This is a genomic window from Cupriavidus sp. TMH.W2, assembly GCF_050847365.1.
In the GTDB taxonomy this organism is placed as follows: Bacteria; Pseudomonadota; Gammaproteobacteria; order Burkholderiales; family Burkholderiaceae; genus Cupriavidus.
Map to the genome: position 1 here is coordinate 279,605 of NZ_CP193794.1, position 24,214 is coordinate 303,818.

General features: G+C 67.0%; 23 protein-coding genes. 7 read left to right on the forward strand and 16 right to left on the reverse strand.

All coding sequences use genetic code 11. The features are described 5' to 3' along the window. Positions 1-48 precede the first annotated feature (48 nt). The 5 genes from ACREYQ_RS31170 (at position 49) to ACREYQ_RS31190 (ending at position 6,552) form a co-directional block, all read left to right on the forward strand. Positions 49-1,740 carry a phage integrase family protein gene (locus tag ACREYQ_RS31170; RefSeq protein WP_432263087.1) on the forward strand — a complete coding sequence of 564 codons (1,692 nt, stop codon included), beginning with the start codon at positions 49-51 and terminating at the stop codon, positions 1,738-1,740. Positions 1,741-1,868: 128 nt separating this feature from the next. Further along, complete coding sequence (locus ACREYQ_RS31175; RefSeq protein ID WP_432262753.1) at positions 1,869-2,540, forward strand: ArsR/SmtB family transcription factor; 672 nt, start codon at positions 1,869-1,871, stop codon at positions 2,538-2,540. Positions 2,541-2,565: 25 nt separating this feature from the next. Next, entirely contained in the window at positions 2,566-3,303 is a 738-nt protein-coding gene (locus tag ACREYQ_RS31180) for an MBL fold metallo-hydrolase (RefSeq protein ID WP_432262754.1), read from the forward strand. A gap of 3 nt (positions 3,304-3,306) precedes the next feature. Beyond that, positions 3,307-4,551, forward strand: coding sequence for an MFS transporter (locus ACREYQ_RS31185; protein WP_432262755.1), 1,245 nt, complete (start codon positions 3,307-3,309; stop codon positions 4,549-4,551). Between the two features lie 549 nt (positions 4,552-5,100). Next, on the forward strand, positions 5,101-6,552 hold the full coding sequence (locus ACREYQ_RS31190; RefSeq protein WP_432262756.1) for a hypothetical protein: 1,452 nt from the start codon (positions 5,101-5,103) through the stop codon (positions 6,550-6,552). A 29-nt stretch (positions 6,553-6,581) separates the two neighbouring features. On the opposite strand, the gene ACREYQ_RS31195 is transcribed toward ACREYQ_RS31190, so the two are convergent. The 14 genes from ACREYQ_RS31195 to ACREYQ_RS31260 all read right to left on the reverse strand — a co-directional run bounded on the left by ACREYQ_RS31195 (position 6,582) and on the right by ACREYQ_RS31260 (position 17,055). Continuing rightward, positions 6,582-6,842: a helix-turn-helix domain-containing protein gene (locus ACREYQ_RS31195; RefSeq protein ID WP_432262757.1), complete on the reverse strand. Its 261-nt coding sequence runs from the start codon at positions 6,840-6,842 to the stop codon at positions 6,582-6,584. A gap of 62 nt (positions 6,843-6,904) precedes the next feature. Next, on the reverse strand, positions 6,905-8,551 hold the full coding sequence (locus tag ACREYQ_RS31200; RefSeq protein WP_432262758.1) for a Fic family protein: 1,647 nt from the start codon (positions 8,549-8,551) through the stop codon (positions 6,905-6,907). 338 nt (positions 8,552-8,889) lie between these two features. Further along, positions 8,890-10,170 (reverse strand): hypothetical protein, encoded by a 1,281-nt coding sequence (locus tag ACREYQ_RS31205; RefSeq protein ID WP_432262759.1) that lies wholly within the window; start codon positions 10,168-10,170, stop codon positions 8,890-8,892. A 151-nt stretch (positions 10,171-10,321) separates the two neighbouring features. Next, the gene (locus ACREYQ_RS31210; protein WP_432262760.1) at positions 10,322-10,675 is read right to left on the reverse strand and encodes an ASCH domain-containing protein; all 354 of its coding nucleotides are present in this window, start codon (positions 10,673-10,675) and stop codon (positions 10,322-10,324) included. Then, positions 10,675-11,439, reverse strand: a complete 765-nt coding sequence (locus ACREYQ_RS31215; RefSeq protein ID WP_432262761.1) for a hypothetical protein — start codon at positions 11,437-11,439, stop codon at positions 10,675-10,677. The genes ACREYQ_RS31210 and ACREYQ_RS31215 overlap by 1 nt, the downstream gene beginning before the upstream one ends. Positions 11,440-11,815: 376 nt before the next feature. Next, entirely contained in the window at positions 11,816-12,661 is an 846-nt protein-coding gene (locus ACREYQ_RS31220; RefSeq protein WP_432262762.1) for a hypothetical protein, read from the reverse strand. Between the two features lie 11 nt (positions 12,662-12,672). Then, on the reverse strand, positions 12,673-12,975 hold the full coding sequence (locus ACREYQ_RS31225) for a hypothetical protein (RefSeq protein ID WP_432262763.1): 303 nt from the start codon (positions 12,973-12,975) through the stop codon (positions 12,673-12,675). 6 nt (positions 12,976-12,981) lie between these two features. After that, positions 12,982-13,380, reverse strand: coding sequence for a hypothetical protein (locus tag ACREYQ_RS31230; protein ID WP_432262764.1), 399 nt, complete (start codon positions 13,378-13,380; stop codon positions 12,982-12,984). Next, complete coding sequence (locus ACREYQ_RS31235; protein ID WP_432262765.1) at positions 13,373-13,657, reverse strand: hypothetical protein; 285 nt, start codon at positions 13,655-13,657, stop codon at positions 13,373-13,375. The genes ACREYQ_RS31230 and ACREYQ_RS31235 overlap by 8 nt, the downstream gene beginning before the upstream one ends. A gap of 23 nt (positions 13,658-13,680) precedes the next feature. Further along, positions 13,681-14,124: a tyrosine-protein phosphatase gene (locus ACREYQ_RS31240; protein WP_432262766.1), complete on the reverse strand. Its 444-nt coding sequence runs from the start codon at positions 14,122-14,124 to the stop codon at positions 13,681-13,683. Between the two features lie 96 nt (positions 14,125-14,220). After that, positions 14,221-14,742 (reverse strand): hypothetical protein, encoded by a 522-nt coding sequence (locus tag ACREYQ_RS31245; protein ID WP_432262767.1) that lies wholly within the window; start codon positions 14,740-14,742, stop codon positions 14,221-14,223. 140 nt (positions 14,743-14,882) lie between these two features. After that, entirely contained in the window at positions 14,883-15,206 is a 324-nt protein-coding gene (locus ACREYQ_RS31250) for a hypothetical protein (RefSeq protein WP_432262768.1), read from the reverse strand. 6 nt (positions 15,207-15,212) lie between these two features. Continuing rightward, entirely contained in the window at positions 15,213-16,625 is a 1,413-nt protein-coding gene (locus tag ACREYQ_RS31255) for a hypothetical protein (RefSeq protein ID WP_432262769.1), read from the reverse strand. Beyond that, the gene (locus tag ACREYQ_RS31260; protein ID WP_432262770.1) at positions 16,615-17,055 is read right to left on the reverse strand and encodes a hypothetical protein; all 441 of its coding nucleotides are present in this window, start codon (positions 17,053-17,055) and stop codon (positions 16,615-16,617) included. Before ACREYQ_RS31260 ends, ACREYQ_RS31255 begins: the two co-directional genes overlap by 11 nt. A 360-nt stretch (positions 17,056-17,415) precedes the next feature. Between ACREYQ_RS31260 and ACREYQ_RS31265 the strand changes: the two genes are divergently transcribed. Together ACREYQ_RS31265 and ACREYQ_RS31270 are read left to right on the forward strand one after the other, a co-directional pair. Then, entirely contained in the window at positions 17,416-18,354 is a 939-nt protein-coding gene (locus tag ACREYQ_RS31265; RefSeq protein ID WP_432262771.1) for a DNA-binding protein, read from the forward strand. Beyond that, entirely contained in the window at positions 18,351-19,853 is a 1,503-nt protein-coding gene (locus ACREYQ_RS31270; RefSeq protein ID WP_432262772.1) for a tyrosine-type recombinase/integrase, read from the forward strand. The genes ACREYQ_RS31265 and ACREYQ_RS31270 overlap by 4 nt, the downstream gene beginning before the upstream one ends. 175 nt (positions 19,854-20,028) lie before the next feature. Here the strand turns inward: ACREYQ_RS31270 and ACREYQ_RS31275 are convergent, their stop codons facing one another. Continuing rightward, positions 20,029-22,995 (reverse strand): Tn3 family transposase, encoded by a 2,967-nt coding sequence (locus ACREYQ_RS31275; protein WP_432262773.1) that lies wholly within the window; start codon positions 22,993-22,995, stop codon positions 20,029-20,031. Further along, the gene (locus tag ACREYQ_RS31280) at positions 22,992-24,176 is read right to left on the reverse strand and encodes an MFS transporter (RefSeq protein WP_432263088.1); all 1,185 of its coding nucleotides are present in this window, start codon (positions 24,174-24,176) and stop codon (positions 22,992-22,994) included. The genes ACREYQ_RS31275 and ACREYQ_RS31280 overlap by 4 nt, the downstream gene beginning before the upstream one ends. Positions 24,177-24,214 lie beyond the last annotated feature (38 nt).

A 24,214-nucleotide genomic window follows, 5' to 3' on the forward strand; every position in this document is an offset into this window, starting at 1 on the left:
TCCTTATCGCAATAGATTCGTCGATGTACTAAACTGGTCAACATGAAAATGCTGCCGGCCACCCCCCAGACCAATCCCGCGCCGCCTGACTTCCCCGATGCGGCTTCGCTGGCCGCGCTACGCGCCTGGTACGAAGGGCTGTCGGCCCGCGACGCGGTGGCGCGCTACCTGGGCGAGCGCAAGGCCAGCGGCCAGTCCGCGCGCGGCATCCTCGGCCACATCCGGCGACAGCTGGCCGATTTCGCGCGCCGCCGGCAGCGCCAGGACCTGGCCGCCTTGTTCGCGCACGGCGCGGCCGAGCGAGTCGGGCGGGCGAAGGCCATCCACCAGGCGATCGACACGCTGCGCCGCCTACCGCCGCCGCAACCGCAGATCAGCGACGACATCGGCCAGTGGCTGCCGCCTCGTGCCTTGGGCGCGCTGCGCGCGCACGGCATCGAGACGCTGGCGGACCTGACGGTGCGCATCCCGCGCCGGCGTCGCTGGTGGACGGCCGTGCCCGGCTTGGGCCCAGCGAGCGCCCGGCGGATCGAAGCCTTCTTTGCCGAACACCCACAGCTCACCGAGCGCGCCCGTGCGCTGATCGCCGAGGCGGACCACGGGGTGATCGTGCCCTGGGAGCACCTGCGCCTGCCCCACGAAGTCGACGGCTCGTCCGGGGCCTTCCGCGCCCCGCGGCAAACCTGCACCCTCGGCGCGTCGAACGACTACGAGGCGGTCCAGGCCTGGCTCGCGTTGCACGAATCGCCGGCGACCCAGCGCGCCTATCGCAAGGAAGCCGAGCGGCTGATCCTGTGGGCGATCGTCGAGCGTGAGCGTCCCCTGTCGTCGCTGACCACCGAGGACGCGATTGCCTATCGCGCTTTCCTGCGTCGGCCGACGCCGCACAAGCGTTGGGTGGGGCCACCGCGACCACGCACCTCGAGCGAATGGCGCCCGTTTGCGCAGGGCCTGTCACCGCGTTCAACGGCCTATGCCTTGTCGGTGCTCGGGGCCATGTTGCGGTGGCTGATCCAGCAGCGCTACGTGCTGGCCAACCCGTTCGCCGGCGTCAAGGTGCGCGGCAGCGCGCGTGCCGCGCCGCTGGATACGTCGCACGTGTTCACCGAAGGCGAATGGCTGCTGCTCCGCACCCTTGCCGATGGATTGGGGTGGTCCTATGGGTGGGAAGCGCCGGCGGCCCAGCGCCTGCGGTTCGTGCTCGACTTCGCGTATGCGACCGGCCTGCGCGCCAGCGAACTCGTCAGCGCAACCCTTGGTGGCATCGAAATCGATGCCCATGGCGACCACTGGCTCAGCCTGGTCGGCAAGGGGGCCAAGGCGGGCAAGGTGGCGCTGCCGCCGTTGGCGCGCGTCACGCTCGACCGGTATCTGGTCGAGCGCGGCCTGCCAGTCACGCGGGCACGCTGGGACCCCCATATCCCGTTGATTGGCGGCCTTGGCCAGGATCCGGCCGGCGGCATCACCGGGACGCGACTGTGGGCCGTGTTGCGGCGATTCTTCGTGCAAGCGGCGGACTTGATCGAGGCCGACCACCCGGTTGCCGCCGAGAAGCTGCGGCAGGCCAGCCCGCACTGGATGCGGCACACTCATGCGACCCACGCGCTGGCGCGCGGCGCGGAATTGACGACGGTCCGGGACAATCTCCGGCACGCGTCCATCTCGACGACCTCGATCTACCTGCACGGCGACGAGGTGAAACGGGCGCGGCAAATCGAGGCGGCGTTCTCCGCTACTTGATGGCCCCCGCTAGGCTTCCCAGCCAGCGCTTGCGGAGTACAGCCCTGTCCTCCCCGCTGTCGGAATCTATGCTCACCGATTTCTCAGATCATCTTTGCATTTATTCGTATATTCGCTAGAATGATAGAATGAATAAGCGATCCATCAAGGACCACCTGTACGAACAGGTCGCCCGCATCGGCAAGGCCGTCTCGAGTCCAAAGCGGCTCGAGTTGCTGGAGTTGCTCGCACAAGGGGAAAAGACGGTGGAGGTGCTGGCGAGCGAATTGTCCGCCGACATTAGGCTCACCAGCGCCCATCTGAAGGCGCTCAAGGATGCCCGCCTGGTCGCTTCCCGGCGGGAAGGCAAGTACGTGGTGTATCGCCTGAGCGGAAAGGACGTCGCCGCCTTGTGGGTGGTCTTGCGGGAAGTGGCCGAGGAGCATCTGCTCGAACTGCGCGTGGCACTGGCACAGATGGTGGCCGATCCGGGCCGGCTCGCCTCAGTCGGGCGGGAGGCGTTGCTGGAGCGGGCACGCCACGGCGAAGTGATCGTCATCGACGTACGTCCGGCATCGGAATATCAGGCGGCGCACCTGCCGTTCGCCCGGTCGATGCCGCTGGCCGAGATTGAACAGCGTTTGGCGGAGCTGCCCACCGAGAGGGAGATCGTCGCGTACTGCCGCGGCCCATTCTGCCTGATGTCCGGTGAGGCCGTGACGCTGCTAGCGTCCCGGGGGTACAAGGTGAGCAAGATACTGGACGGTGTGAGCGAGTGGCAAGCTGCGGGCCTTCCGCTCCAGGTCGCATGCGACGAGTGAACCGGGCTTCGACAAGGAAAGGATCATGTTTTTCAGACAGCTGGCAACCCGGGAATCATCCCTTTCCTACTTCTTCGGCTGTGGTGGCCACGGTAAAGGGGTGGCCGTCGATGTCGTCGCCGGCGACGAAGCCTGGTTCATCGACGAGGCGAAAAAAGCCAACGTCACGATCACCCATGTCATCGACACCCATGTTCACGCGGACCATTATTCCGGCGGACGGGCGCTGGCGCAGACGGCGGGCGCACCGTATTGCCTGCATGAGTCGAACCAGTCGCAGGTGCAGTATGACTTTGAGCCCCTGCGTGACGGACAGGTTCTCGATATCGGGAACGTCAAAATCACCGTGATCCACACGCCGGGCCATAGTCCCGACAGTGTCTGCCTGCTAGTGACTGACATGCGGCGCGGCGCGGCGCCATGGTTCGTGATGACCGGTGACACGCTGTTCGTTGGTGCGACCGGCCGTCCCGACCTGGCCGGCCGCGAACGTGAAATGGCCGGTCTGCTGTATGAAAGTCTGCACAGCAGGCTGCTGTCGCTGCCCGATGACATCGAGATCTTTCCCGGCCATCAGGCGGGTAGCCTCTGCGGTGCGGGCCTGTCCGGCAAACCGTCATCGACCCTGGGGTTCGAAAAGCGCTGGAACCCCGCGCTGTCGATGGATAGGTCCACCTTCGTCGATTACCTGACCCGGGAGATTCCGCCGCGTCCCACCGGCATGGACGCGATGGTGCGCTTCAATCTGGGACTGGCGGCCTGACGCATGCGTGCGGCCCCCATTCGCCTCGGACTGCGCGAGAACCTCGGTCAGTTCTCGCTGCTGCTGCTCGTCAATGCTTTCGTGGGCGCCATGGTGGGGCAGGAGCGCAGCATTCTGCCCGCCATCGCCGAGCAGGAGTTTCACATCGCGGCCAAGGCCGCGATTCTCTCGTTCATTGTGGTTTTCGGCATTACGAAGGCGCTGACCAACTACTTCGCCGGACGTCTTTCCGACCGTTTCGGCCGCAAGCAAGTGCTGGTGGCCGGATGGCTGGTCGCGATCCCCGTGCCGTTCGCGCTGATGTGGGCGCCCGACTGGAACTCGGTAGTCGCAGCCAACGTGCTGCTGGGCGTGAGCCAGGGGCTGACGTGGTCCACCACGGTCATCATGAAGATCGATCTGGTCGGGCCCAGGCAGCGCGGTCTCGCGATGGGTCTCAACGAATTTTCCGGCTACTTCGCGGTGGCCGGCAGTGCACTGGCAACCGGCTGGATCGCAGCGCATTTCGGGCTCAGGCCTGAGCCATTCTATCTGGGCATTGCCTATGTCGGTGCCGGACTCCTGCTTTCCGCCCTCGTAGTTCGCGAAACCCGCGATCACGTCGCCCAAGAATTACGCGTACACCATCCCCCTGCGACTGGCGAAAGCGGTCTCACGCAAGGCGAGATCTTCCGCCGCACCTCGCTCACCGACCGCAACCTTTCCAGCATAAGCCAGGCAGGACTCGTCAACAACCTGAACGACGGAATGGCTTGGGGGCTGTTTCCTTTGGTCTTCGCTGCAGCCGGTATGACGCTGGCCCAAATCGGAGTCCTGGCCGCAATCTATCCGGCGGTCTGGGGCATCACGCAGATTTTTAGCGGGGCTTTGTCCGACCAGGTCGGCCGCAAATGGCTGATCGTGTGCGGAATGTGGCTCCAGGCCGTGGGTATCGCAGTCACTGAGCTAACGGGTCTTTTCGCTGCCTTCGCGCTCGGCGCCGTGTTGCTCGGCATAGGAACAGCAATGGTGTATCCCACGCTGCTGGCCGCCATTGGCGATGTGGCCCACCCCGCGTGGCGTGCGTCCGCAGTAGGCGTCTATCGGCTCTGGCGTGATCTCGGCTACGCGGTCGGAGCCCTGCTTGCCGGCCTCACCGCCGATCTGTTCGGCTTGGCTGCAGCGATGTGGGTGGTCGCGGGACTGACCTTCGTGTCCGGCGTCATCGCGGCGGTGCGGATGAGTGAGACCCGATGGGTTGGCAAGTGACGTAAAATCACCGGCACGTCACATGGACGACCACCTGCGCAAGGTGGCGACGTTCCTGCGACTGTCCCGCGCGACATCATTGGTTTTCAACTGGAACATGTTCAGGCGCCTGCCGCAAACTGGTAGTGGCCGCGATTACGCTGTGGGACACCGCGTATCTGGACGCGCAAATGCTGCCCGATAGCGGCACGAGGGCGACGACCGGCTTCTGGTGCACTTTGCACCGCTGGGGTGGAACCACATCACCCTATCTGGCGATTACGTTTGGCAAGCCAACGAGCGCGTCGGCCGCTGCGCGCGGTCAAGGCGAAGTCTTAGCGTTCCGAAAAGTCCGTTCTTGACGGGACCCCTTAGTGAGTCGCTGTGTCTCCAGTTGGGCGGCGGCGAATTCGCGCATATACCAAAACAAAGGGAATTCGCGTTATCGATATAACCGCAAGGCTTATGATAGCGGATTACCCCTATCTTGGCATGACCCCCTGACCCCGTGACAGCTCGACGCGCGCCCCCGCGCGCCGGGGGCCCACCCTCCCACGCCACCGACATGCCATGAGCCAAGGACCCAGTCACCACGCCGCTGCGGAGCCGCGCGCCAGCCGAACAATCTCAGGGCCACCGCCGTTCCTGCTGGTGCGCGTCCAGTCGCGGCTGCATCACGCCACCGTGGACGCGGCGGGTCTGCGTCTCCCGTACGTCAGGCAATCCGAGTTCGGCCGCTATCGCAACACGATGCACTGGACCGTGAACACGTTGGTGGCCGACCACGCCTATGGCCGCTTCAACGAGCGCGCCGACGGGTCCTTCAAGGGCCGGGTCGTCATCCTTGCCGATCCGCGCGAGCTGCCCACGCCGGCGGGGCTGGGGCAGGTCGATACGTGGTACCGCATGGACGCCACGCGTGGCGACGATGGCGGACTCGATCGCGGCCTGCATGTCGGCCGCCATGCAGTGGTGGTGGCCCCGGAGGATGAGCCGGTACCGGACGGGGTCCGTGTGGTGCGGTACGCGGGCGGCATCGAGGCCCGCGATGCTGCCGTGCACGCGGTGCTGCGCGAGCAGGGCATCGCGCCGGCAGTGGCCAGCATGTGGGGCTGGGCCGGGTCGGACGCGACCCAATGGGCCAAGGATACGATCACCGCCCACTATCCCGATGACGCGTCCCGCATTCACACCGGCGCACACGATGCGAGTCTCGATAACCGCATCGAGGAGGGTATCCGCATCGATGACATGGTCGGGCGATTTCGGACCGAACGCCTGCATACTGGGCCCGGTGGCGTCGAGCTACCGATAATCGACACGATCCGCGCGCGCATCGAGGCGCAGCGCACGGTGCTGCAGACCGTGCTCGACAGCCTGTCGGCCGAGGAGGTCGTGCGCACCGGTCAGTTCTATACCGGGCATCTGGACGCGCTGGACCGGCTGGCGCGGGAGGCCGACCGCATTGCCCGGGAGTGGGAAGCCAAACTGGACGCGCCAGCGCCTGCCATGCCGCTGGCCTTCACGGCACCGCCGGCGGACCTGCGGGCCAAGCTGCCGCCCCTGCCGCCGGGCGCGGTGGCCGCCCCGGCTGCGGCAACACGGCCCTTCGGGCTGCCCGTGCCGTCGCCCTTCGGCGGGCTGCGCGCGCTGCAACAGCTTCCGCCGCCCGTGCCCCAAGCGCCCCCGGGCGTCGCGCTGCCGTCCGCCCGCAAGCCCGCGATCGATCCCGCCATCCCGCCCGGCACCGCCGCGCCACGTCCCCTCGACATGGACGAGCTGCTGATCGCGCTTGATCAGGCCGGGGAGGCCACCACCTCGGAGGCGGCGGACCGATACATGGCCCTGCTGGCGGGCAAGCCGCTGGATGCGACCAAGCCGCGCGCCGAGGCGGTCCATGCGGCCGTCCATGAGGCGGTCAACAAGCACCACGACGCGCGCCGGCTGGCGCCCCCTGCCGAACCCAACACCGCCGCGCCGGCGCGGACGGTCTCCGCCTCCCCTGACGCGCCGATGCCATAGGCCATCCCGGGCGCACGCGCGCGCCCGCTTTAGTTGTCGTCCTGCGCAAGAATCTCGGCCATCTCTTCGGCCGTCGGCCGGCGATCCGACAGCGCGATCGCCTTGCCCAGATACATGAGCGCGCCGAACATCAGGTGTACCCCGACGTTCATGCCGCGCTCCAGCTCGCCAATGGTCTGGCGGCGCACCTGCAGGGCCTCGGCCATCTCGCGCTGCGTACGGCCCTGTGCACGGCGCTGCTCGCGGATCAGCCGGCCGATGTCCTTGGGCAGATAGGCGTAGCGGGTCATGTTCGATATTCCGTACCGTGAGGAGCAAAACCGGCCAGCATGGACGGTTTGCCGAACATCTTTCAGGGGGCCATGCCGGCGTCCGGGGTGACAGCGGCCGCCCCCAGCTTGTCCGGGAAGGCCTCGCGCACGGCGGCCACCACATCGGCCGCGACATCGTCGCGTTGCAGGATCGGAAACTCCTTGGCGAGCTTGTTGCTCACGCGACCCTGATTGTCGCGGACCGCGCGGATGATGCGATCGATGTGTTCGTCCGGGCCTTCCAGCGCGTTCTTGACCGCGCTGCGCGCGCGGTCCCAGTTGCGCAGGTAGTCCGCCTCGTTGCGCATCTCCTGCGTGATGGTCTGGTCCACCAGTTGATGCAGGTATTCGGCCTGCCGCGTGAGATCCGGATAGCGCCATGCATGCAGCGCGTCGCGCTCCTCGGCGAACACGAAATTCGAGCGGATGCCGTCCGGGTAGTCGGTCGCCGCGTCCGTGAACGCATACATGCCCGCATAGCGCGCCATCAGCGGCTTGGAGAACGCTTCGAGCGACTGGTCGTAGCGGGCGATGGTCTGGGGCTTGGCGACGATCGCCGCCGAGATCGGCAGCACGAACGGACGCGGCACGGCGCCGTCGCGGCGCAGGATGTCGTTGACCAGAAAGCGGTGCGTGCGGCCGTTGCCATCGGCCAGCGGATGCACGAAGACGAATCCGAAGGCCACGGTGCTCGCGCGCACCAGCGACGGCATGCCTTGCGTGCGCGCGAGGAACGTGGAGAGGCCGGCCATCATGCCCGGCAGCTCGGCCGCCGGCGGCGCGACGTAGTGCACCACATCGCGCCAGTCACTGCGCGCGCCCACAAATACCGGGCTCTCGCGCAGGCCGAATTTCTCGATGGTGGTGCGGTCGCCCACGATCTCGCGCTGCAGCTCGGTGATGGCGTCGAGCGCGAGCGGATCGGGATACTCACCCACCCGCGCCTCCATCACCGCCGCAAAGCGGCGCACGCGGTCGCGCTGGTCCTGCTCGTGCTCGATCTTGAACGAGGAGAGCGATTCCTTGATGGTGAGCCAGACAGCGCTGCGCATCAGCACGTCCTGTCCGAACTCCGCATTGAGCGCATCGAGCCGTGCCTCGCAGTCGTACTGCTCGGCCGCGCGCACGCGCGCGGTGCGGCGCACGACGGGGCAGAAGTCGCGCGTGCCCGGCAAGTTGTCGCGCACGCGCCAGCGCGGATGGTTCAGCCCGCTGCCAGCGAAATACTGCTCGGGATCCAGCGCGTCGACATAGTTGCCGCCGGTGACGTCCTCCACGGGGAGCTGGCGCCCGCTCAGCCATTCATAGTAGAAGCCCGCCATGCGCGCATAGCGTCCGGTGCGCTCGGCCTGCAGCCACTGGACCACCTCCGGGACCGGGACGCGGTCGAAGAGTCGCGAGAGAAATTCGAGGTGAATGCCCTCATGCTTGAAGGCAAAAGTGAGGTGGCCGCGCAACTGCGCGGCCATCTCCGACATACCGGCGTCCTCGGCGCGCGGCGCGGTCTGCGGGCGCATGCCCGCCGGATAGATCTCGCGGATGCCGTGGGGGCCCTCGACGGTGCGACGCGCCGTGCCGATCTCGCTCGTCACGGGCAGCGGCTGGGCCGATTCCACGCCGTAGCGCTGGGCAAGCCACTGATACCCGACCCGGGGATCCTCCGCCACGGTGACCGTCTCGTTGACCATATGCTGTCTCCCGCACGCCACGGGCCGGCGAACCGGTTGGACACCCGCCACTGGCGCTCAAAAATGGTGATGGATCTTCAAAAACGTTTAAATCTTACGCCTATCCCATAAAAACGTATATGGCGAGGGCGCCGCTGCGTGCGGGCGCCGGATCTCCAAAACGTTGAGCGGCACGGCAAAACGTTTAATTTGGGAAGAACTGTCGCAAAAACGTGTAAGGGCGTGGGCGTCGCGAGACCGATCGTTGGTATATAGCAAGCGCGGGGCGGAAATGGCCGGCTTTACCCCGGGTGTAAAGCCGGCCATTCACGGGCCGCCACCCCGCCCGGGCCGGTCGGTCAGCGCGGGCGCTTGGGCGGGGCGCGGCCGGTCGTGGCGGCCGGGGGTGCGGGATCGGGCCGCGCCGGCGCGGCGGGCCCGTCGTCCGCGCGCGGCGGGTCCGGCAGGCGTACGTCAAACGGCGCCAGCAACTCGCGCGCGGCCGCCTGCGCGGTCTGCTGCACGGCGGCCGGGTCGGCGGGGTCGGCCGGGACGCTTCGGCCCAGCAGCATGGCCCGCACGATCAGGTCGCTCAGGCTGTGGGCACTGAGCGAGCCGAAGCTCGCGAGCCGCGTGCGCAGCTCGTCGAGCTGGGTGTTCATGGCCTGCAACTGGCCCCGGGCCGTGGCCTCGGCGGCCTGCGCCACGCCCACCGCGTCGCGCGCGACGGCCGCCGCCTGTTCGGCGTCGGCGATCTGCTTGGCGCCGGCGTCCTGCAGCTGGCGTCGCGTCAGCTGTTCGCTCGCGAGCTGGGTCTTGAGCACGGCCATCTCCGCCACGCGGTCACGCTCTCGCTCATTCAGGGTCTCGATCTTCGCCAGTGCATCGGCCGTGGTCTTCTGGGCGAGCTTGGTTTCCATGCGTTCGCGCTCGATCGCGAGCAGGTTGCGCTTGTGGTCGGCGTCGAACCGCTGACGCTCGGCGTCGAGCTGGTCCTGCAGCTTGGTGAGCGCGTCGCTGTGCTCGCGCTCGCGGGCGTGCGCGGCGACTTCGAGCCCCTGCACGGCGCGCCGGCTCATTTCGAGTTCGCCCTCGACGTGGTCGACCCGGCCACGCAGCCGCTCAACCTCGTCCTTGGCCGCCTTCAGGGCCGTGTGCAGCTCGTCGATGCGGGTGTCCTGTGCCTGCTTCACCTCCAGCGCGATATCGAGCTCCTTGCGCGCCTCATGGCGTGCCAGCTCCGCGTCGGCCTGCGCCGCGCGCGCGACGTCGACGTCGCGGGCCGCCTGCGCGCGGATCTCTGCGGTCTCGTCGACGAACTCGTGCTTGGCCTGCTTCAGGAGATGGTCCCGCAGGGCATAGACCAGTTGCACCGTCTCGTCGGGCAGCTGGTCGAAAATGGGTTGCCGCAGCCGTTCTGACAGGACCGCGTAGCACGCCTTGATCCCCTCCGAGATCACGTTGCGGTTGGGCTTGGAATAGCCTTGCTTGGCCAGCCACTCGGTGACCCGGTCGACGGTGGGCGGCTGGGCATCCTCCAGCAGGATCGCGTGGAAGGCCTTGGGCACGAGCACTTCGCGGACCTCTTTGGCCGGGATCTTGGAAGCGGAGGGGGCGCGGGCGTCGGAGGCCGAAGTCATGGCAGGCGGGGAATCGTGGAAAAGGGTCGGACGGCCGGACGGCAGACGGCGCGTAGGCAGGCGCATAAGCGGCCGGGGATTTTACCGCACCGCTTGCCGGGGCCGCCGTGATGGGCGCCATGGGTACCGGTGTCGGGACGCAGGGACGGCATCATGGCGCGAGCGGCAGGTCATCGCCGGTGACGTCGATGGCCAGCACGGCGAGGGCCTCCCCGAAATGCTGGTGGGTGAGGACCTGTGGCGCGACCCCGCGCCACGCGCGGCGCACGCGCCGAGTGGCGTCGTCGGCCTTGGGGTAGCCGTGCGCCACTTCGACCGCATCGTAGGTCCGGCCGACGAGGCGCCGGCGCCAGTAGGGCGTGTCGAGCCGGAATTCCAGCGGCTTGGTGCGCTCCCGGATCGCGTGGAAGTACTCCGCCATGACGTGCAGGCGCAGCACCCGCAGTGGCGCGGCCGGCGGCCCATCACTGTGCCCAGCACCGGATGGGGTGCGGCGCGGCGCCATCAGGCGGCCTCCGCCGGGCGGGCCAGCGTCACGCCCGGGCGCGACGCCTGCCGCGACCCGTCCTCCTCGCCGAGCGCCCGGCGCGCGGCGGACCACGTCGTGCACCACGCGCAGGGCTGGCCGGCCAGCACGCCGTTGTCGGCATCCCAGATGCCGGGACGCGCGTGCGCATGGCCCGGGGCGTTGCCCGGGTGGTGCGGGCTGTGACGGTCCGCGCGCTCCTGCGCGAGCTCCCGGAGCACGGCAGCCAGCAGCGCCCGCCAGTCGGCGGCCGGCATGGTGGGCGTGGCGTCGCGCGGCGCGTGCGTGAGCAGGTGGGCGTTGTAGCCTTGCCCTTCGGCGCGGGCGAAGGCGCGGCGCGCCGCGTCCTCATCGTCGAAGGTGACGTCGCCCCGGTCGACATCCTCGAAGCGCAGCAGCCACCCCGGCACCTGTGTGGCGGCCGGGCCCGGCGCGCACCACGGCCCGACGCCGGTCTCGGTGGCCAGCGGCGCGGGTCCGGCGCCGGCCTCGGCCGTGGCGAGCGCCAGCTGCAGTTGCGGCTGCAGCGCCTCGATGCGCTCGCGCAGGCCGGTCCACCAGTCCTCGGTGGTCGGCTGGAGGCGCTCGGTGTTGGCAGGGTCCTCGGGATCGAGGGCCACCCGCCGCCCCGGCGAGCAGAAGGGGGCGGCCGCGTAGCGGGTGAGCGCAAGCGCCGCGCGCAAGAGCGCCATGGTGGCGAGCGTCGGCGGGGTCGGGGCGGGCAGCGTAGCGGAAGCGGTCATGTCAGGGTAGGGTTGTCGGTATCGAAGTCGCCGGCCAGCGCCCCGAAAAAAGTCGTGCCGCGTGCCAACGCACGGAAAGGTGGCGCATTACGAGACGGCTTTGCCGAGCCATGGCGAGGCCGGCCCGGCCGGGCCGGGGGTGCTTGGTGGGTGTCGGCTGTCTCTCCAACGCGATCGCTGGGGCAAGGCCCGCAGTGTGGACAAGGAGGGGAACCGGTGTGCAGCGCGTGGGCAACCTTCGGTTGTCCAGCCGCTGTGCACGGGTTCTCCGCCGCTCCCGGCCCCGGCCGGGATGTCCCCACGCAGGGCTGCGTCAGGGCGGTTCGCACATAGATGAACGACTCTTTCTGCCGCACGGTCCGTTCCATGACGATCATCACTTGGCCTCTTCCTGCTCGTGATGCAGGCGTGCCGCCTCGACGATCTCGCGCAGGCTGTTGCCACCGCGCAGCGAGTCAGGCACGGGAAACGCCACCTGCGCGGTCTCGTAATCGAAATTGACGGTGCCTTGCCGCTCCAGCCAGTCAAGCAGCGCCGTATCAGGGCTGGACTCGGCCGGCGCGGCTGTGGCCAGTACCGGGGCATGTCCGAGAAAGAACGGCTCCAGCCCCATGCCATCCCTGTACTTGGATTCGACGCGGCACAGAAACGCGCCACGCTTGGCCTGTTCCAGATGATCCCGCTGGATGAACGCCACAGGCGCCGACGCGCCGTGACGCAGCGCCTCGCGTACCATGGCACAGGCCTCGTTGTAAGGCACCCCGTGCTTGTCCGCGAACGCCTGCACCACCGTGTAGTCGATCGCGTGCCCTTCAGCAGCCCGCGTCCGCAGCCCGGCCGGCGCGCGCATGGCGCCGTGCTCCGGGTGCAGACGCTGGCGCAGGTGCGCGGCCGCTTCGTCCGCTGTCTTCGGCCAGATCTGGCACAGACCGGTCATCGCGTTGCGCCATGCCGCAGCCTCCATGACCGCGTGCAGGTTTCCATCGCGCACCGCCTGCGCCGCGCCCTCGGGCAACGCGTCGACGATCGCCTCGGCCAAGAGCGTGATTTCTGCCTTGCCCGTGCCGGTCGTGTTGTCATCCGGCGCGCACAGCTTGTCCACCAACGGGAAGCGCTCACCGCTCTCGGTGTCGCACGTGTGGGTCAGCAGGTGTTCCATCAGGAACGCCCGTACATGGGCACGCAACGCATCAAGGGCGTGCTGGTGTTCGTCGGTCATCATGTCCTTGTCCGTCAGAAAAGCGTGTCCTGTGTCGGCGCCGGCGCCGCCGGGGCCACCGTCGTCACCTTCATGCGCACCATGAATGGCACCACCATCCCATTGATCGTCAGGCCAAAGCCGTACACGCCTTCATCCATGTGTTCCAGCCGCTTCCACAGCGGATCGAAGCCGGCGCGCCGCGCCGCTCGCAGCAGCGCGTCCTTGGGCATGCCTTTGGCGCAGGCCTGCACGAATCGCTGACCCGCTTCCGGCACCAGATACGCGGGAAACGTATCCGGCAGGCCGAAGCTTTCGAGTACTTCCACGGTTGCCATGCTCAGTCACTCCACGGAGATCTTCGTAATGTGCTGGCCGCTATCATCGAGATGCACGTTGATGCGGCCAGTTTTCAAGTCAGCGGTATGGAAGCCCATCGGACTCAGGTAGCGCCAGTCACGCCCGGCGAGCACAGCCTCGGCCTCGCCAGCGGGCTGCCCAACCAGCGCGACCAGCTCCGGATCCGACCGGAAGGGCCGATCCGGGGCGGGCACACCCAACACCGCATAGCCCGCCCGGGTGAGCGCATTGCCATCGAGCCAACCGCGCTGACGCAGCGTTTGCACCCGCAGCATGGCCGCATCGAGCGCCTTGCGTCCGCGTGCGCTATGCAGCCAGTTGCCATGCGCATGGACGTCCTGCAGCATGCGCCGCTCTTCGGGGGTGGGCAGGATATCAGCCACGGGCGCGCTCCGGGCGCAGCGAGCGGAACGGGATTTCGTGACAGAAGCGCGTGCCATTGCCATCGCCCAGATCGATCGCTTCCGGGAATTCCACCGAGGTGCCATGCGGCACCTCGCCCTTGCGCCAGTGCTTGATGATCCTGCCTCGCAGATAGCCCGCCGGCGTCTTGGTATGCACGACCGTACCGAGCGGCCATTTGCGATGGCGTCGTGCCATGTCTGCACCGACGGCACGGTTCCAGCGCGACTGCTGGGCAGTCAGATGTCCTGCGCTCACGAGTATTCCTCCTATCGTTGATGTCAGCCACGCAGCCAACGGCGCGCTGCGGGCCAGATTGATCGCCACCCAGCGCGTGCCGCTTCCGTGCGCGGCCACGTCGGGTCGCGCAGCAGGGCGAGAAGGGTCCGATTTGGATCGTCCGGTACCGGGCCGTCGATCGTGGCGCCGAAGCGCTCCACCAGATATAGCGCCACGGCGCCCGAGCGTCGTTTGCCTGCGTGGCAGTGGACCAGCACCCGAACCAGCGCGGGATCCGCATACACGCCCTCGCAGAACTGTCGAATCGCTTGTGCCTGTGTCTGCGTCGGGAAGCCACGCATGGCCGGGTCAAAGGGCCGGCCATCAGTCATGCGCCGCCCGATATCGCCCGGCACATACTCAGCGTCGCTGAACTGCACCCGCAAGATCGAGCCCCAGCCGGGCCGCAGCGTGGCTGTGGCGCCGGGATTCGTGATCGAGATCACCGCCGTGTCCGCTCTGGCCTCACTGGCACAGGCCTCGTGCAGGGGAAGCAACCGAACGGTTCTCGCAATATCTGCTGGCATGGAACAGGCCTCTGGTCAGCGCGGGGGCAGCGGCTTCACGCGCGGCATCCAGTGCCGCACGTCGCTCATGGCGAGCTCGCCCGCGCCATCGGTCTCGAAATAGTCCCCGGTGTGGCCTTGCTTCCATGCCTTTCGCGCACCCTCGACCTTGCCCCACGTGGTGTGGATCCAGACTTCGGCGCCGTTTGCCGGTACGCCGTCGGCCAGCGTCAACCACGACGCTGCCGTCGAGGCCGGCGCATGCTCGAACACCGGTGTCAGCGCGACGCCGCGCGCGGCCCACTCGGCATAATGTTCGCGCTTGTCCGTGAACGACCGGACCGTTTCGCCGGCGTTCTGGTGTGTGCGCACCCAGCCGCAGGGCCCAGCCAGCAACGCGCTGGCTTGTGCGCGTGCCATGCGCAGCATGATGCGGACGAGCTCGGCACCGTCGGACTGGGGCGCGTCGGACGGCGCATCCAGCTCCGCCGTGGCAATGCGTTGTAAGACTTCGCGGTCTATCACCGCTGCGTGGTTCGGTTCATTCATCGTTGTCATGGTTAAAACGTGGGGCCCTTGCGGTGATGGCGCATGCTACGGGACAGCAGGACGAGCGCCGTGCCCGAGGCATTCCACATGATGAGCGTGTAAGTGATACGGCGTTTGCGCATTTGCATGATGGATCCTGACCTGCGTCACTACCGCAACCCCGTGCGCGGCGGACGCTCCCGGCACTTCGCCACACAGCGTGCTTCGCGATGGCAGTCACCACCGGCAGCCACGCACTGGGCGTACGGGACAAACACACTGCCCGGGGCATCGGTGAGACTGGCCCGATCCCGCCAGCCTTCCCAGCGGTCCTGTGTCGCGGCCCGGCCGAATTCGATGCCACCGCCGCTATGCGGGACAAAGTAACTGTCCGGCCAGCCCTTGGCCTTGTAGAAGGCAATGAAATCGGCCTGTTCTCGACCCAGCGTCTCGCTGTCGAGCGCCACTGTGCCGGGCATAGGTTCCTTGCGCATTCCCGATTACCCTGCGCGGTGCATCCGCCGTGCATCGACGGCGCGGGTGAAATGCTCCGCGACGCTGCCTTTCATCAGATTACCGGTACCGAGCGCCAGCACCGCACTGAGCGTGAAGATCTGGGTGCCCGTGTCGCTGTAGCGGGCGCCCACGCTGCCCAATACCTCGCGCCAGCGCAAGGCGTCCACGTCGACATCGACCGGCTCGGTGTGCGACGCGGGCGAGCCGTTTGCATTCAGTGCCTCGTTCAGACAGTCGAACACGCGACGGTCGAGGGCGGCCGGCAGGTCGGCCGCACAATGTTGCAACTGCGCGCGAACCGCAAACAGGATGCTCTCCAGATACGCCGTGCGGGTGGCTGCAATCGCGGTCCGCTCCAGAGCCGCGACGAACGGACTTTTACCGACCTTGTTGCCGCAGTGCTGGCAATAGCCGTCGACGACCTCGTCGGGCGGCGCACAGCGGCACCGTTCGCTGTCGGGTACCACTTCGGCGTCCATCGCCTGTGTCACCTTGCTGGCGGCTTCAGCACGCTCCCATAGGTACGACAGCGTCGCGCTGACATAGTCGGAGCCCTGCGGCGCATTGCTGCTGCCGTGCTGGGATCGTGCGATCTGGCGTACTTCGTCGGGGGTCAACGTAAAGCGATCTACAAAGGGGCTCGCCAGCGCCTCAATCGCGGCGGCGATCAGCGCCTTGTTGCCCATGCTGGGCGCGCTCCAGTCCGCCGCCTGCAGGGCCATGGCAATGGCCACCGGTCGCGTGGTGGAGGCTGCCGGCGACTCGGGCACTGCGCTGGCGGGCGCCATCACCAGCGCACGGATGCGCTCGGCCATGCGATCGCTCGCGTTGAAGATGGCCGTGAGTGCTTCCGGAAAGCGATTGCCCCATCCGGAACGTTCGAGGTCCTTGGCATACTCGCGCGGGATGCTCGCCGCCGCAGCAAGCAGGGCGGCCACGTCCCGGCCTGCCTCGCCGCTGTGCTGGCCGGTGTGCGGCTGGCCGGTGAGCCCCGGCGGCCATGGGTCCACCATGTAATGGGTCACCGTACGGGCCAATTCGGTACCGGGCTCGCCATCACCCTCCGGGTCAAGCTCATAGAAGTCGCTAGCCTTCATGTGGTGAAACTGCTGACCCGCGTAGTCGTGATACTGCGTAAAGGCCAGTACCTTGGCCACATCGTCATACGCGGGGATGCCTTCGGTGGCGACCGAGATCCACCTGAAGCCCGATGGCGGCCACACGGGACGCTCCAAACCGCGCACGACCTCACCCAGCGCATCCTTGATCGCGGCCTTGATGTCGGCCTGCTCCGTACCGTCCGCGTGGAAGTATCGCGCAGCGATGCGGTCCACATCGGTCGTCGAGAGGCCCGCGCGTTGCCACGTTGGCAGGTCCTGCACCTGTTCACTCATCATGGTTTCCTTGTTGAGGGAGACTGCGTGCCGCGTCAATCAGGGCACGATATCGGCTGTGGTCGCCTTGGAAGAGCGCGCGCACCACGGGCAAGGTCTGGCGCTGGCCATCCTCATCCTGATAGGAGATCGTCGACGGGTAGCCGTCGCGATCCCGATAGACTGCCGTGACGGTCCAGCGGATCAGGCGGTCACCTTTGGCAAGCACCGCGATCCGGCGAGCGAGCTGCGCATCGGCTGCCGTCTTGCTGGCAGCACGTGCGCACCGCGCGGCGTGTGTGTCTTCGCCACTGAGAATCTGCTCCATGGCTGCCGCGAGCGATTTGGCCTTCTGGTAGAGCGGTACGTTGCGGACCGCCGCGTCAATGGTCCGTTCAATGAGCCGGCCGCGCCGGCGGTTCAGGCGACCGATCCCCCGGCCACTGCCGCCCACCGTCCCGAGGTGAAAGGCCCGGCTGAGACCATCTACCCGGTTGTCGGCCGGGTGGGGGTCCCTTTGATTCCCATGCAGTTTACCGGGCTAGCCACCCCTAGCACCCACGCGGCTTTCCGGGCGACGCCTGCCAGAAACTCTAATCCAATCAGGTACTTGCTGACTGGTCCGTTTTTCCTGTTCTTGGAACATTGACCGGCCCCGGCGCGCGCCCACGCGCGCCCGTGGGGCGTGGGATCCGCTGTTTCGGCAAGATAATTGGATTTATCCGTCTTACCTCGCTTTCATCCACCAATAATTGCCTTTCCTAACGTTAGCATCGTGCGTAAGATAGCGTAACTATCTCGCCCGGAAGCCGCCATGTCCCGCCCCGCCGCCACCGCCGACCAGATCCGCGCCACCGTACTGGCCATGCTCACCGAGGCCGGCGACGCGGCGCCCCCGACCGCCGCGCGCTTCCGCCGCGTAGTCTCGGTGCGCAAGCTGCGCGCGCGCCTGGGCGGCGGCGACCCGGCCACGCTGTCGCGCACGCTCAACGCGATCGAGGCCGAAGTGGTGCGCGCGGGCCTGGCCGAGGTCGCCATCCCGGACCTCCCGCCCGAGATTGCCGAGTCGATGCGCGCGCTGTGGCAGGCCGCGGTCACGGTGCAGCTCGACGAGGTGGTGCGCCTCAAGCGCGAGGCGCAGGCGGCGGCCGAGGCCGCGCAGGGCGCCCGCGCCGAGGCCGAACTGCGGGTCGAGCTGCTGCGCCAGGAACTGACCGAGACCCGCCAGGCGCTCGCCGTGCGCGACACCGCGCTGGCCGAGGCGCGCGCGGCCCAGGCGGTGGCCATCGCGCGCGCCGAGGAGCAGGCCGCACGCCGTGGCGAACTCGAGGCGGCGCTGGCGGCCGCGCAGGAACGCGCCACGACGGGCGAGCACACCCACGCCGAGGCGGTCGCCACCATCCAGGCCCGCTACGAAGCGCTGTCCAGGCAGCTGCTGCAGGAGACCGCGCACCAGCGCGACGCGGTGCAGGCCGAGCGTGCCCAACTGGCCGCGCAGCTCAAGTTCGCCGAGCGGCGCCTCGCCGCGCTGGAGCAGGACCGCGCGCGCCTCGACGCGGAGCTGGCCAGCGAGCGGGCCGCGCGCCAGAGCGCCGCCGGCGAGGCGAGCGCGCTCAAGGCCGTCACCGCCAGCCAGCGCGCCCAGCTCGACGAACTGCTGCGCGCGGCCTTGGCCGCGGTGCCACCACCGACCAAGGCGCGCGCGCCCAAGTCGACGGGCAAGCCGGCCGGCAAGCGGGCCGCCCAGCCATGACCCCGGCCGACTGGGTCGACACCGCGGCGGTGCCGCCACGGCGGCTGCCGGACACGGTCGAGGCGGCACTGGCCTACCTGGCCGAGTCGCTGGGGCATCCGGTCTACGTGCACTGGACGCTCGCGCGCCTCAAGCGCCGCTACGGGTCGCTGGCCGAGGCCAAGGCCGCGCAGCCGGCGGTGCTCAAGCTGCTGCTGGCCCACGACGGCGCGATCGAGTACTGGGAGCGCGGGCGGCTGCGCACGGTGCCGGCGAACCGGGCGCCCAGCCCGGACACGGTGCTCGCGCGGCTGCTGCACACGCACCGGCGCCGCTTCCGGCCCGTCACCGCCGCCACGAACGCGCCAGCGGCGGCTGCGCAGGCGAAGGCGCCGGCCGCGCCGAGCTCGTGGCTGGCCACCCAGGGCCCGGCAGATCTGGTGTGGCTCGCGCGCGCCGGCCGCTTCGCCCAGCCCCACGCCAGCACCAACACGCTCGGCGCCGCCGACGACGCGCAGGCGCTGGCGCTGTTCCTGCGCGACCGCGCCGGGCGCTCGCCGCACACGCTGCGCGCCTATGGCGCCGAACTGCAGCGCCTGATGCGCTGGTGCAGTGCGCGTCAGCTCGGCCCGCTGTCGGACCTGACGCGCCAGCAACTGCTCGCCTATGGGCACGCGCTGCAGCACGGCGAGCGCGGCGCGGAGGGGCCCCCGCCTGCGGTTGGTCGCCTCAGCGAGGCCACCCGCACGCGCGCGCTGGCGGTGGTGGCGAGCTGCTACCGCTACTGGTATGACACCGGCTACCTGCACGCCAACCCGGCCGCGGGCCTGTCCACCGGCAGCCGCGCGCGCGCCGGCTTTGCCCCGACGCGGCTGCTCCCGCCGGCGCTGCTGGGCGCCTGCGACGCCTGGCTCGACGCGTCCGGGTGCGACGATTCGCTTCCGGCGCTGCGGCGGCGCGCGATCTGGGCGCTGTACCGCTACGCCGGCGTGCGCCTGGCGGAACTGGCCTGGTCGGCCGAGATTGGGCTGCCTCGATTGGAGGCGGAAGCGCCCGGGCGCTGGACGCTCTACGTCTGCGGCAAGGGGCGCAAGCCGCGGGCGATCCCGCTGCCGGCCCCCTGCGTGACGGTGCTGCGCGCCTACCGGCTGGGTCGTGGGCTGCCCGCCGAGCCGCCGGCGCACGAGGCACTGCCGGTCATTCACGGCCACAAGGGCGAAGCCCTACAGCAGGCCGGCCTGTACCGGGAGGTCAAGGCCATCTTTGCGGCCGTGGCCGATGCTCTGCAGGCACGCGGGCCGGCGCAGGCGCTGCTATTACGTGCGGCGTCGCCGCACTGGCTGCGCCACGCCTATGCGCGCACGCTGGCGGTCGACCACCAGGTGCCGCTGCCCGCTGCGCAAGCCTTGCTCGGGCACGCCTCGGTGCAGACCACGGCGGCCTACGCCCGAACCGACCTGAGCCAGCTGCGCACCTTTGTGGAGCAGACTTTCACCGATCCGTTGCGGAATGAGGACTGAGCATTTGAAAACCGCCGGAGGATGGCCTTGCGATGAGCGGGTGTGCTGGAGTCGCCGCAACGCTACGAGAAGCAGACACCGCGATCAAGTCGGGGGCGCTTCGAAAACGCCTATAGGAGGATCGGCCGGGATCCTGACGGAATCCGCCGCTTCTTGAGCTAAGTGGTTGATTTCACTAAATGATGCGCAGCTTGTAGTCCATCGGTGGCACCTTACGGCCTAGATTCAGCGTGTAGTCGCCGAAACGATTGATATGTTCGGTCCGATATGGCGCCAGCCCAGCGAGGACCTCTTCAGTGATCGATAGTCCCTCCCCCTGGAACGCCTTCAGGGTCCGGGTCATCGATTCCACATTGTGCAAAATCACCAAGTTGGCCACCAACTGATTGTATTTGACGATCTTGCGTTGCTCGTGGCGGACGTTCTCAGCAATGATGCCCTCGCCGCCGAAGAACAGCCATTTGATGAACTGGTTGAACTCTTCGCTCTTGTTCGTCGAGGATTGGATCACCTTACGCAGCTCGACATCGCCGATATATTCCAGCAGGAAGCTCGTGCGGACCACGCGGCCCAGCTCGCGAAACGCAAAATAGAGCTTGTTCTTGCGACTGGCCGTGCCCAGCCGTTTCAGTATGGTCGATGGCGTGATCTTGCCATTGCGGATCGACAAAGCGATGCGCAGCATATCGGGCAGATGGGTCTCGATTAGCCGCCAGTCGATGTTTTCGGTAAAGAGGTCGTTGATGTGCTCATAGCGGCTCGCTCGGTCGGGCCGAAAGAACACTAGGTGTTTCAGATTGCGAATCCGCGGCATCAGCTTGATACCGAGCAGGTAAGCGAGGCCGAACACCGGCGCGCTCTGGGCCTGGGTATCGCCGTGCAGCGTGTCGGGCTGGACATCGGAGTCGTTCTTGATCAGGCCATCGAGGATGTAGATCGCTTCGTACACGCCGCACGGGATGAAATGGCTGAAGAGCGCGATGTACATGTCGGACACATGGTAGTAGCCGATGCCGCCGTATCCGCCATAGCGAATGTGATACTCGGACAGCAGGTTCTGCTCATAGAGATTCCACTTGGTGCCGTCAGCCGATGCGCGTTTGCCCGAGCCCCAATACTTGGGCAGCAGGAACTTATTGTAGGCGTTGATGACCTGCACATTGGCCTTCTCCAGACGCTCCTCGGTCGTGTGGTGCAGGTTCAGCCACGCAATCTGCTTGCGACTCAGTCCCTTGACCGAGCGCGCGGTTTGCGTCGGGCCCAGATTGCAGCCGTAACAGAACAAGGTGGTGACGAACCGCTTGCGGGGATCGTCGATCTTCGCCTGGAGGCCGGACAGCGGGCCAAACAGCTTATGGAGATCCAACCAGCCCTCGGCCTCCACCAGGATGTCGAGGATGTTCTTGTCCGGTAGGCGCGCAGCGAGTTGCTTGTCGACGTGGTCCAGCGCGGCGGGCTTGGCCTCCTTCGCATGCTTGCGAATGAACAACTCTGCACCATCGAGTTCAACGTGCTCATTTTCGGGAAAGCCTTGATCAATCCGCGAGGCAGTTTCGGATAAGCTCCGCTTCAGATTCGCGACGAATTTTCCGGGCTCTGTCGCCAAGTCGAGCATACTGCCGTATTCCGCCACCTGGTCTTGATAGACGTCCCAGTCGATCAATTGCGTGCGGAAATCGCTGTACTGCTCGCTATTTTCGACAAAGAGGTCGCCCGATTGCAGCTCCTGCATTGCTTCCGTCAACACGCACAGTTCGAAGTATTTGCGGTTGACCAGCGTCGGGGCTTTCTTGGTGCCTTCTCCCGTAACCAAGCGCCGCCACTTGTCCGGAAGCCAGCGAAAACTCAAGCCGCTGTCTGCTACCGGCAGCCATGCCTTGTGGCTTTGCCGGTGCTCCAGCACAAAGGCAATCGCGTGCACCAACGACTGGTCGCGCGTGGTGGAAGCGACGTTGAGCAGCGTCAGGCAGTTCAGCAACAGCGGCCGAAGTGTCTGATATGGGCCCAATAGGAACGGCAGATAGTTGTTGCCGGCGTAGGCCATGTGCTGGTCGCATTCGGCGAGCAGTTGATCCGGTTCGGCACGCATGGCGGCGCCAATCTTGACCACGCGTTCTCGGTCCGTCTCCCCCTCCCGATAGGCCTCAACCATGGCGCGCAACTGCGAGACCAGCTTGTCCACGCGCTTCTGGTGGTCCACGTAGTACTGCTTGAGCTGCTCTTCCGCATTGCTGTGCAGCCCGCGCAGCCTGCGGATGAAGATGTCCACCGCATCATCCAGTGACTTGCGCAGTTGCGCATGGAACAGGACCACCATCAGCGCATAGCGCTTCGTGGCCTGGAGAGCCTTGAGATCGGCGGCATCCAGCGCGCGTGCTTCCAGCGCATATTGCCGGTACTTGGCAACCGGGATGTGGTCGATCGCGGGCAGGCGCAGTGCCCACCATTTCAGCCAATGGATGCGCTGCAGATAGGCGCGGACCTCGTTGTTGGTGGGCTTCTTCGGTTCCTGTTTCAGGTCCTGCCAGGCGCTGCTGTGCTGACCGTCGGCCACCATCAGGAGCGCGTCGAAGTCCCGCACGACATCCTCCGGCAGCGGCGCGCAAAGGCTATCGAAGTAGCGATCATTGACCTGCCCCCGGGCCCACCGCGCGGTGCGCAGCAAGGTGCTGAAGCCCAGCAGCTCGAAACGCTGTCGGATCAGTTCTTCGATCGTGACGTTGATGATGTCGGCGAATTCGTGCATGGTTTCGGCGGCCTTGAGCGACACCGTAGAAGCCAGTGCGTCCAGCCTGCCGGTGACAGGCTGGAGCTTCAGGCGTCGGCGAACGATGTCGAGCAGCCGTTGGCGTGCCCCAGATTGTTCGACCTGGAGCAACGCTTGTTGGGTGGTCGCACGACCGCCGAGAGAATCGGCCAGGTGCGTCAGGATCGAAGATGGCACGTCCGCCATCTTGACGAAATAGCCCAACCGCTGCACCGTCTTGAGCAGGGTCAGCAAAACCAGACGAGCCGCTTCTGAACGGGCATTCCGCCGCACGAACACCAGCTCGCTCGGCGCGGGCGTGTAAATCTCCGCCAGTTCGTGCTGTGTGAGATCGGACTTGAAGCGCGGATAGGCGGTCTCATGGATCGCGGTCATCGGCCACCAGGATCGCTGCCGGCGGCTTCACCTGACGCCAGCCGTTGTGCGCCAAGCCGAGCCAGAAGGATCAGCGCAATGGTCGCCGCGCAAAAGGCTGCCCCGGCATAGAACGTGAAGGCCGCTCCGAGCCGATCCCAAAGCAAGCCGGCCAGTACGCTAGCGACGAGAAGCGCCAGCCCGCTCGCCAGATTGAAGAAGCCGAATGCCGTGCCTCGCAGATCTTCGGGTGCGGTGTCGGCCACCATCGTGGCGAGCAGCCCTTGCGTCATGCCCATGTGCAGGCCCCATAGCGCCACGCCCGCAAGCGTTACCGCCCAGTGCGCGCCCATCGCCAGCACGAGGTCGGCGAGAATCAGCACCACCAAGCCCCACCCCAACAGCGTCGTATGACGCAAGCCGTCGGACAGCTTGCCAAAAGGATAGGCCGACAGCGAATACACGAGGTTCATCGCGACCAACACCAGCGGCGCCAGATACAGCGGCAGCCCGACCTGCTGGGCGCGCAGCACCAGAAACGCTTCGCTGAAGCGAGCGAGCGTGAACAGGGCACCAATTGCAACCACCTGCCAGTACGAACGGCCCAGACGGACAAGGTTTGCCCACTTAATGGGGTTGGTTCGCTTGGCGCCGGCATGGGTGTCGGGTTCGCGCACCCCGACCATGAGCAGCAACACGGAGAGGATGCCCGGGATGACAGCGACCCAGAAAACGGCTCTAAAATCGTTCGCCCATAAAAACATCAGGCCGATGGCGATTAGGGGCCCAAGAAAGGCTCCCACGGTGTCGAGTGATTGCCGCAGGCCAAAGGCTGCACCCCTGAGATGCGGCGGCGCAATATCCGCGACCAGCGCATCGCGAGGCGCCCCGCGGATGCCCTTGCCAACTCGATCCGTGAGACGCGCCGCCAGCACGGTACCCACCCCGGGCGCCAGCGCGAAGAACGGCTTGGACAACGCCCCAAGTGCGTAGCCTAGCACCGCAAGTCCCTTGCGCTTCCCGAGGTAGTCGCTCAACGCGCCCGAGAACACTTTGACCATCAGCGCCGTCGCCTCGGCGACGCCTTCGATGAGGCCAACGTAGAAGGCGCTCGCGCCAAGCGTGGTCACCATGAAGACGGGGAGCAGGCTGTGAATGATCTCCGACGAAATATCCATCAGCAGACTTACGAAGCCCAACATCCAGATCCCCGATGGGATCTGGCTCAAAGTGGTGCGAG

What these genes read in the sequence shown, in the direction of transcription:
- ACREYQ_RS31175 (WP_432262753.1), top strand. Translation starts at nt 1,869, where the DNA reads ATGAATAAGCGATCCATCAAGGACCACCTGTACGAACAGGTCGCCCGC.
- ACREYQ_RS31185 (WP_432262755.1), top strand. Translation starts at nt 3,307, where the DNA reads ATGCGTGCGGCCCCCATTCGCCTCGGACTGCGCGAGAACCTCGGTCAG.
- ACREYQ_RS31270 (WP_432262772.1), top strand. Translation starts at nt 18,351, where the DNA reads ATGACCCCGGCCGACTGGGTCGACACCGCGGCGGTGCCGCCACGGCGG.
- ACREYQ_RS31180 (WP_432262754.1), top strand. Translation starts at nt 2,566, where the DNA reads ATGTTTTTCAGACAGCTGGCAACCCGGGAATCATCCCTTTCCTACTTC.
- ACREYQ_RS31275 (WP_432262773.1), bottom strand. Translation starts at nt 22,995, where the DNA reads ATGACCGCGATCCATGAGACCGCCTATCCGCGCTTCAAGTCCGATCTC.
- ACREYQ_RS31200 (WP_432262758.1), bottom strand. Translation starts at nt 8,551, where the DNA reads ATGGTCAACGAGACGGTCACCGTGGCGGAGGATCCCCGGGTCGGGTAT.
- ACREYQ_RS31220 (WP_432262762.1), bottom strand. Translation starts at nt 12,661, where the DNA reads ATGATGACCGACGAACACCAGCACGCCCTTGATGCGTTGCGTGCCCAT.
- ACREYQ_RS31195 (WP_432262757.1), bottom strand. Translation starts at nt 6,842, where the DNA reads ATGACCCGCTACGCCTATCTGCCCAAGGACATCGGCCGGCTGATCCGC.
- ACREYQ_RS31215 (WP_432262761.1), bottom strand. Translation starts at nt 11,439, where the DNA reads ATGACCGCTTCCGCTACGCTGCCCGCCCCGACCCCGCCGACGCTCGCC.
- ACREYQ_RS31190 (WP_432262756.1), top strand. Translation starts at nt 5,101, where the DNA reads ATGAGCCAAGGACCCAGTCACCACGCCGCTGCGGAGCCGCGCGCCAGC.
- ACREYQ_RS31170 (WP_432263087.1), top strand. Translation starts at nt 49, where the DNA reads ATGCTGCCGGCCACCCCCCAGACCAATCCCGCGCCGCCTGACTTCCCC.
- ACREYQ_RS31265 (WP_432262771.1), top strand. Translation starts at nt 17,416, where the DNA reads ATGTCCCGCCCCGCCGCCACCGCCGACCAGATCCGCGCCACCGTACTG.
- ACREYQ_RS31225 (WP_432262763.1), bottom strand. Translation starts at nt 12,975, where the DNA reads ATGGCAACCGTGGAAGTACTCGAAAGCTTCGGCCTGCCGGATACGTTT.
- ACREYQ_RS31205 (WP_432262759.1), bottom strand. Translation starts at nt 10,170, where the DNA reads ATGACTTCGGCCTCCGACGCCCGCGCCCCCTCCGCTTCCAAGATCCCG.
- ACREYQ_RS31245 (WP_432262767.1), bottom strand. Translation starts at nt 14,742, where the DNA reads ATGACAACGATGAATGAACCGAACCACGCAGCGGTGATAGACCGCGAA.
- ACREYQ_RS31255 (WP_432262769.1), bottom strand. Translation starts at nt 16,625, where the DNA reads ATGATGAGTGAACAGGTGCAGGACCTGCCAACGTGGCAACGCGCGGGC.
- ACREYQ_RS31210 (WP_432262760.1), bottom strand. Translation starts at nt 10,675, where the DNA reads ATGGCGCCGCGCCGCACCCCATCCGGTGCTGGGCACAGTGATGGGCCG.
- ACREYQ_RS31280 (WP_432263088.1), bottom strand. Translation starts at nt 24,176, where the DNA reads ATGTTGGGCTTCGTAAGTCTGCTGATGGATATTTCGTCGGAGATCATT.
- ACREYQ_RS31250 (WP_432262768.1), bottom strand. Translation starts at nt 15,206, where the DNA reads ATGCGCAAGGAACCTATGCCCGGCACAGTGGCGCTCGACAGCGAGACG.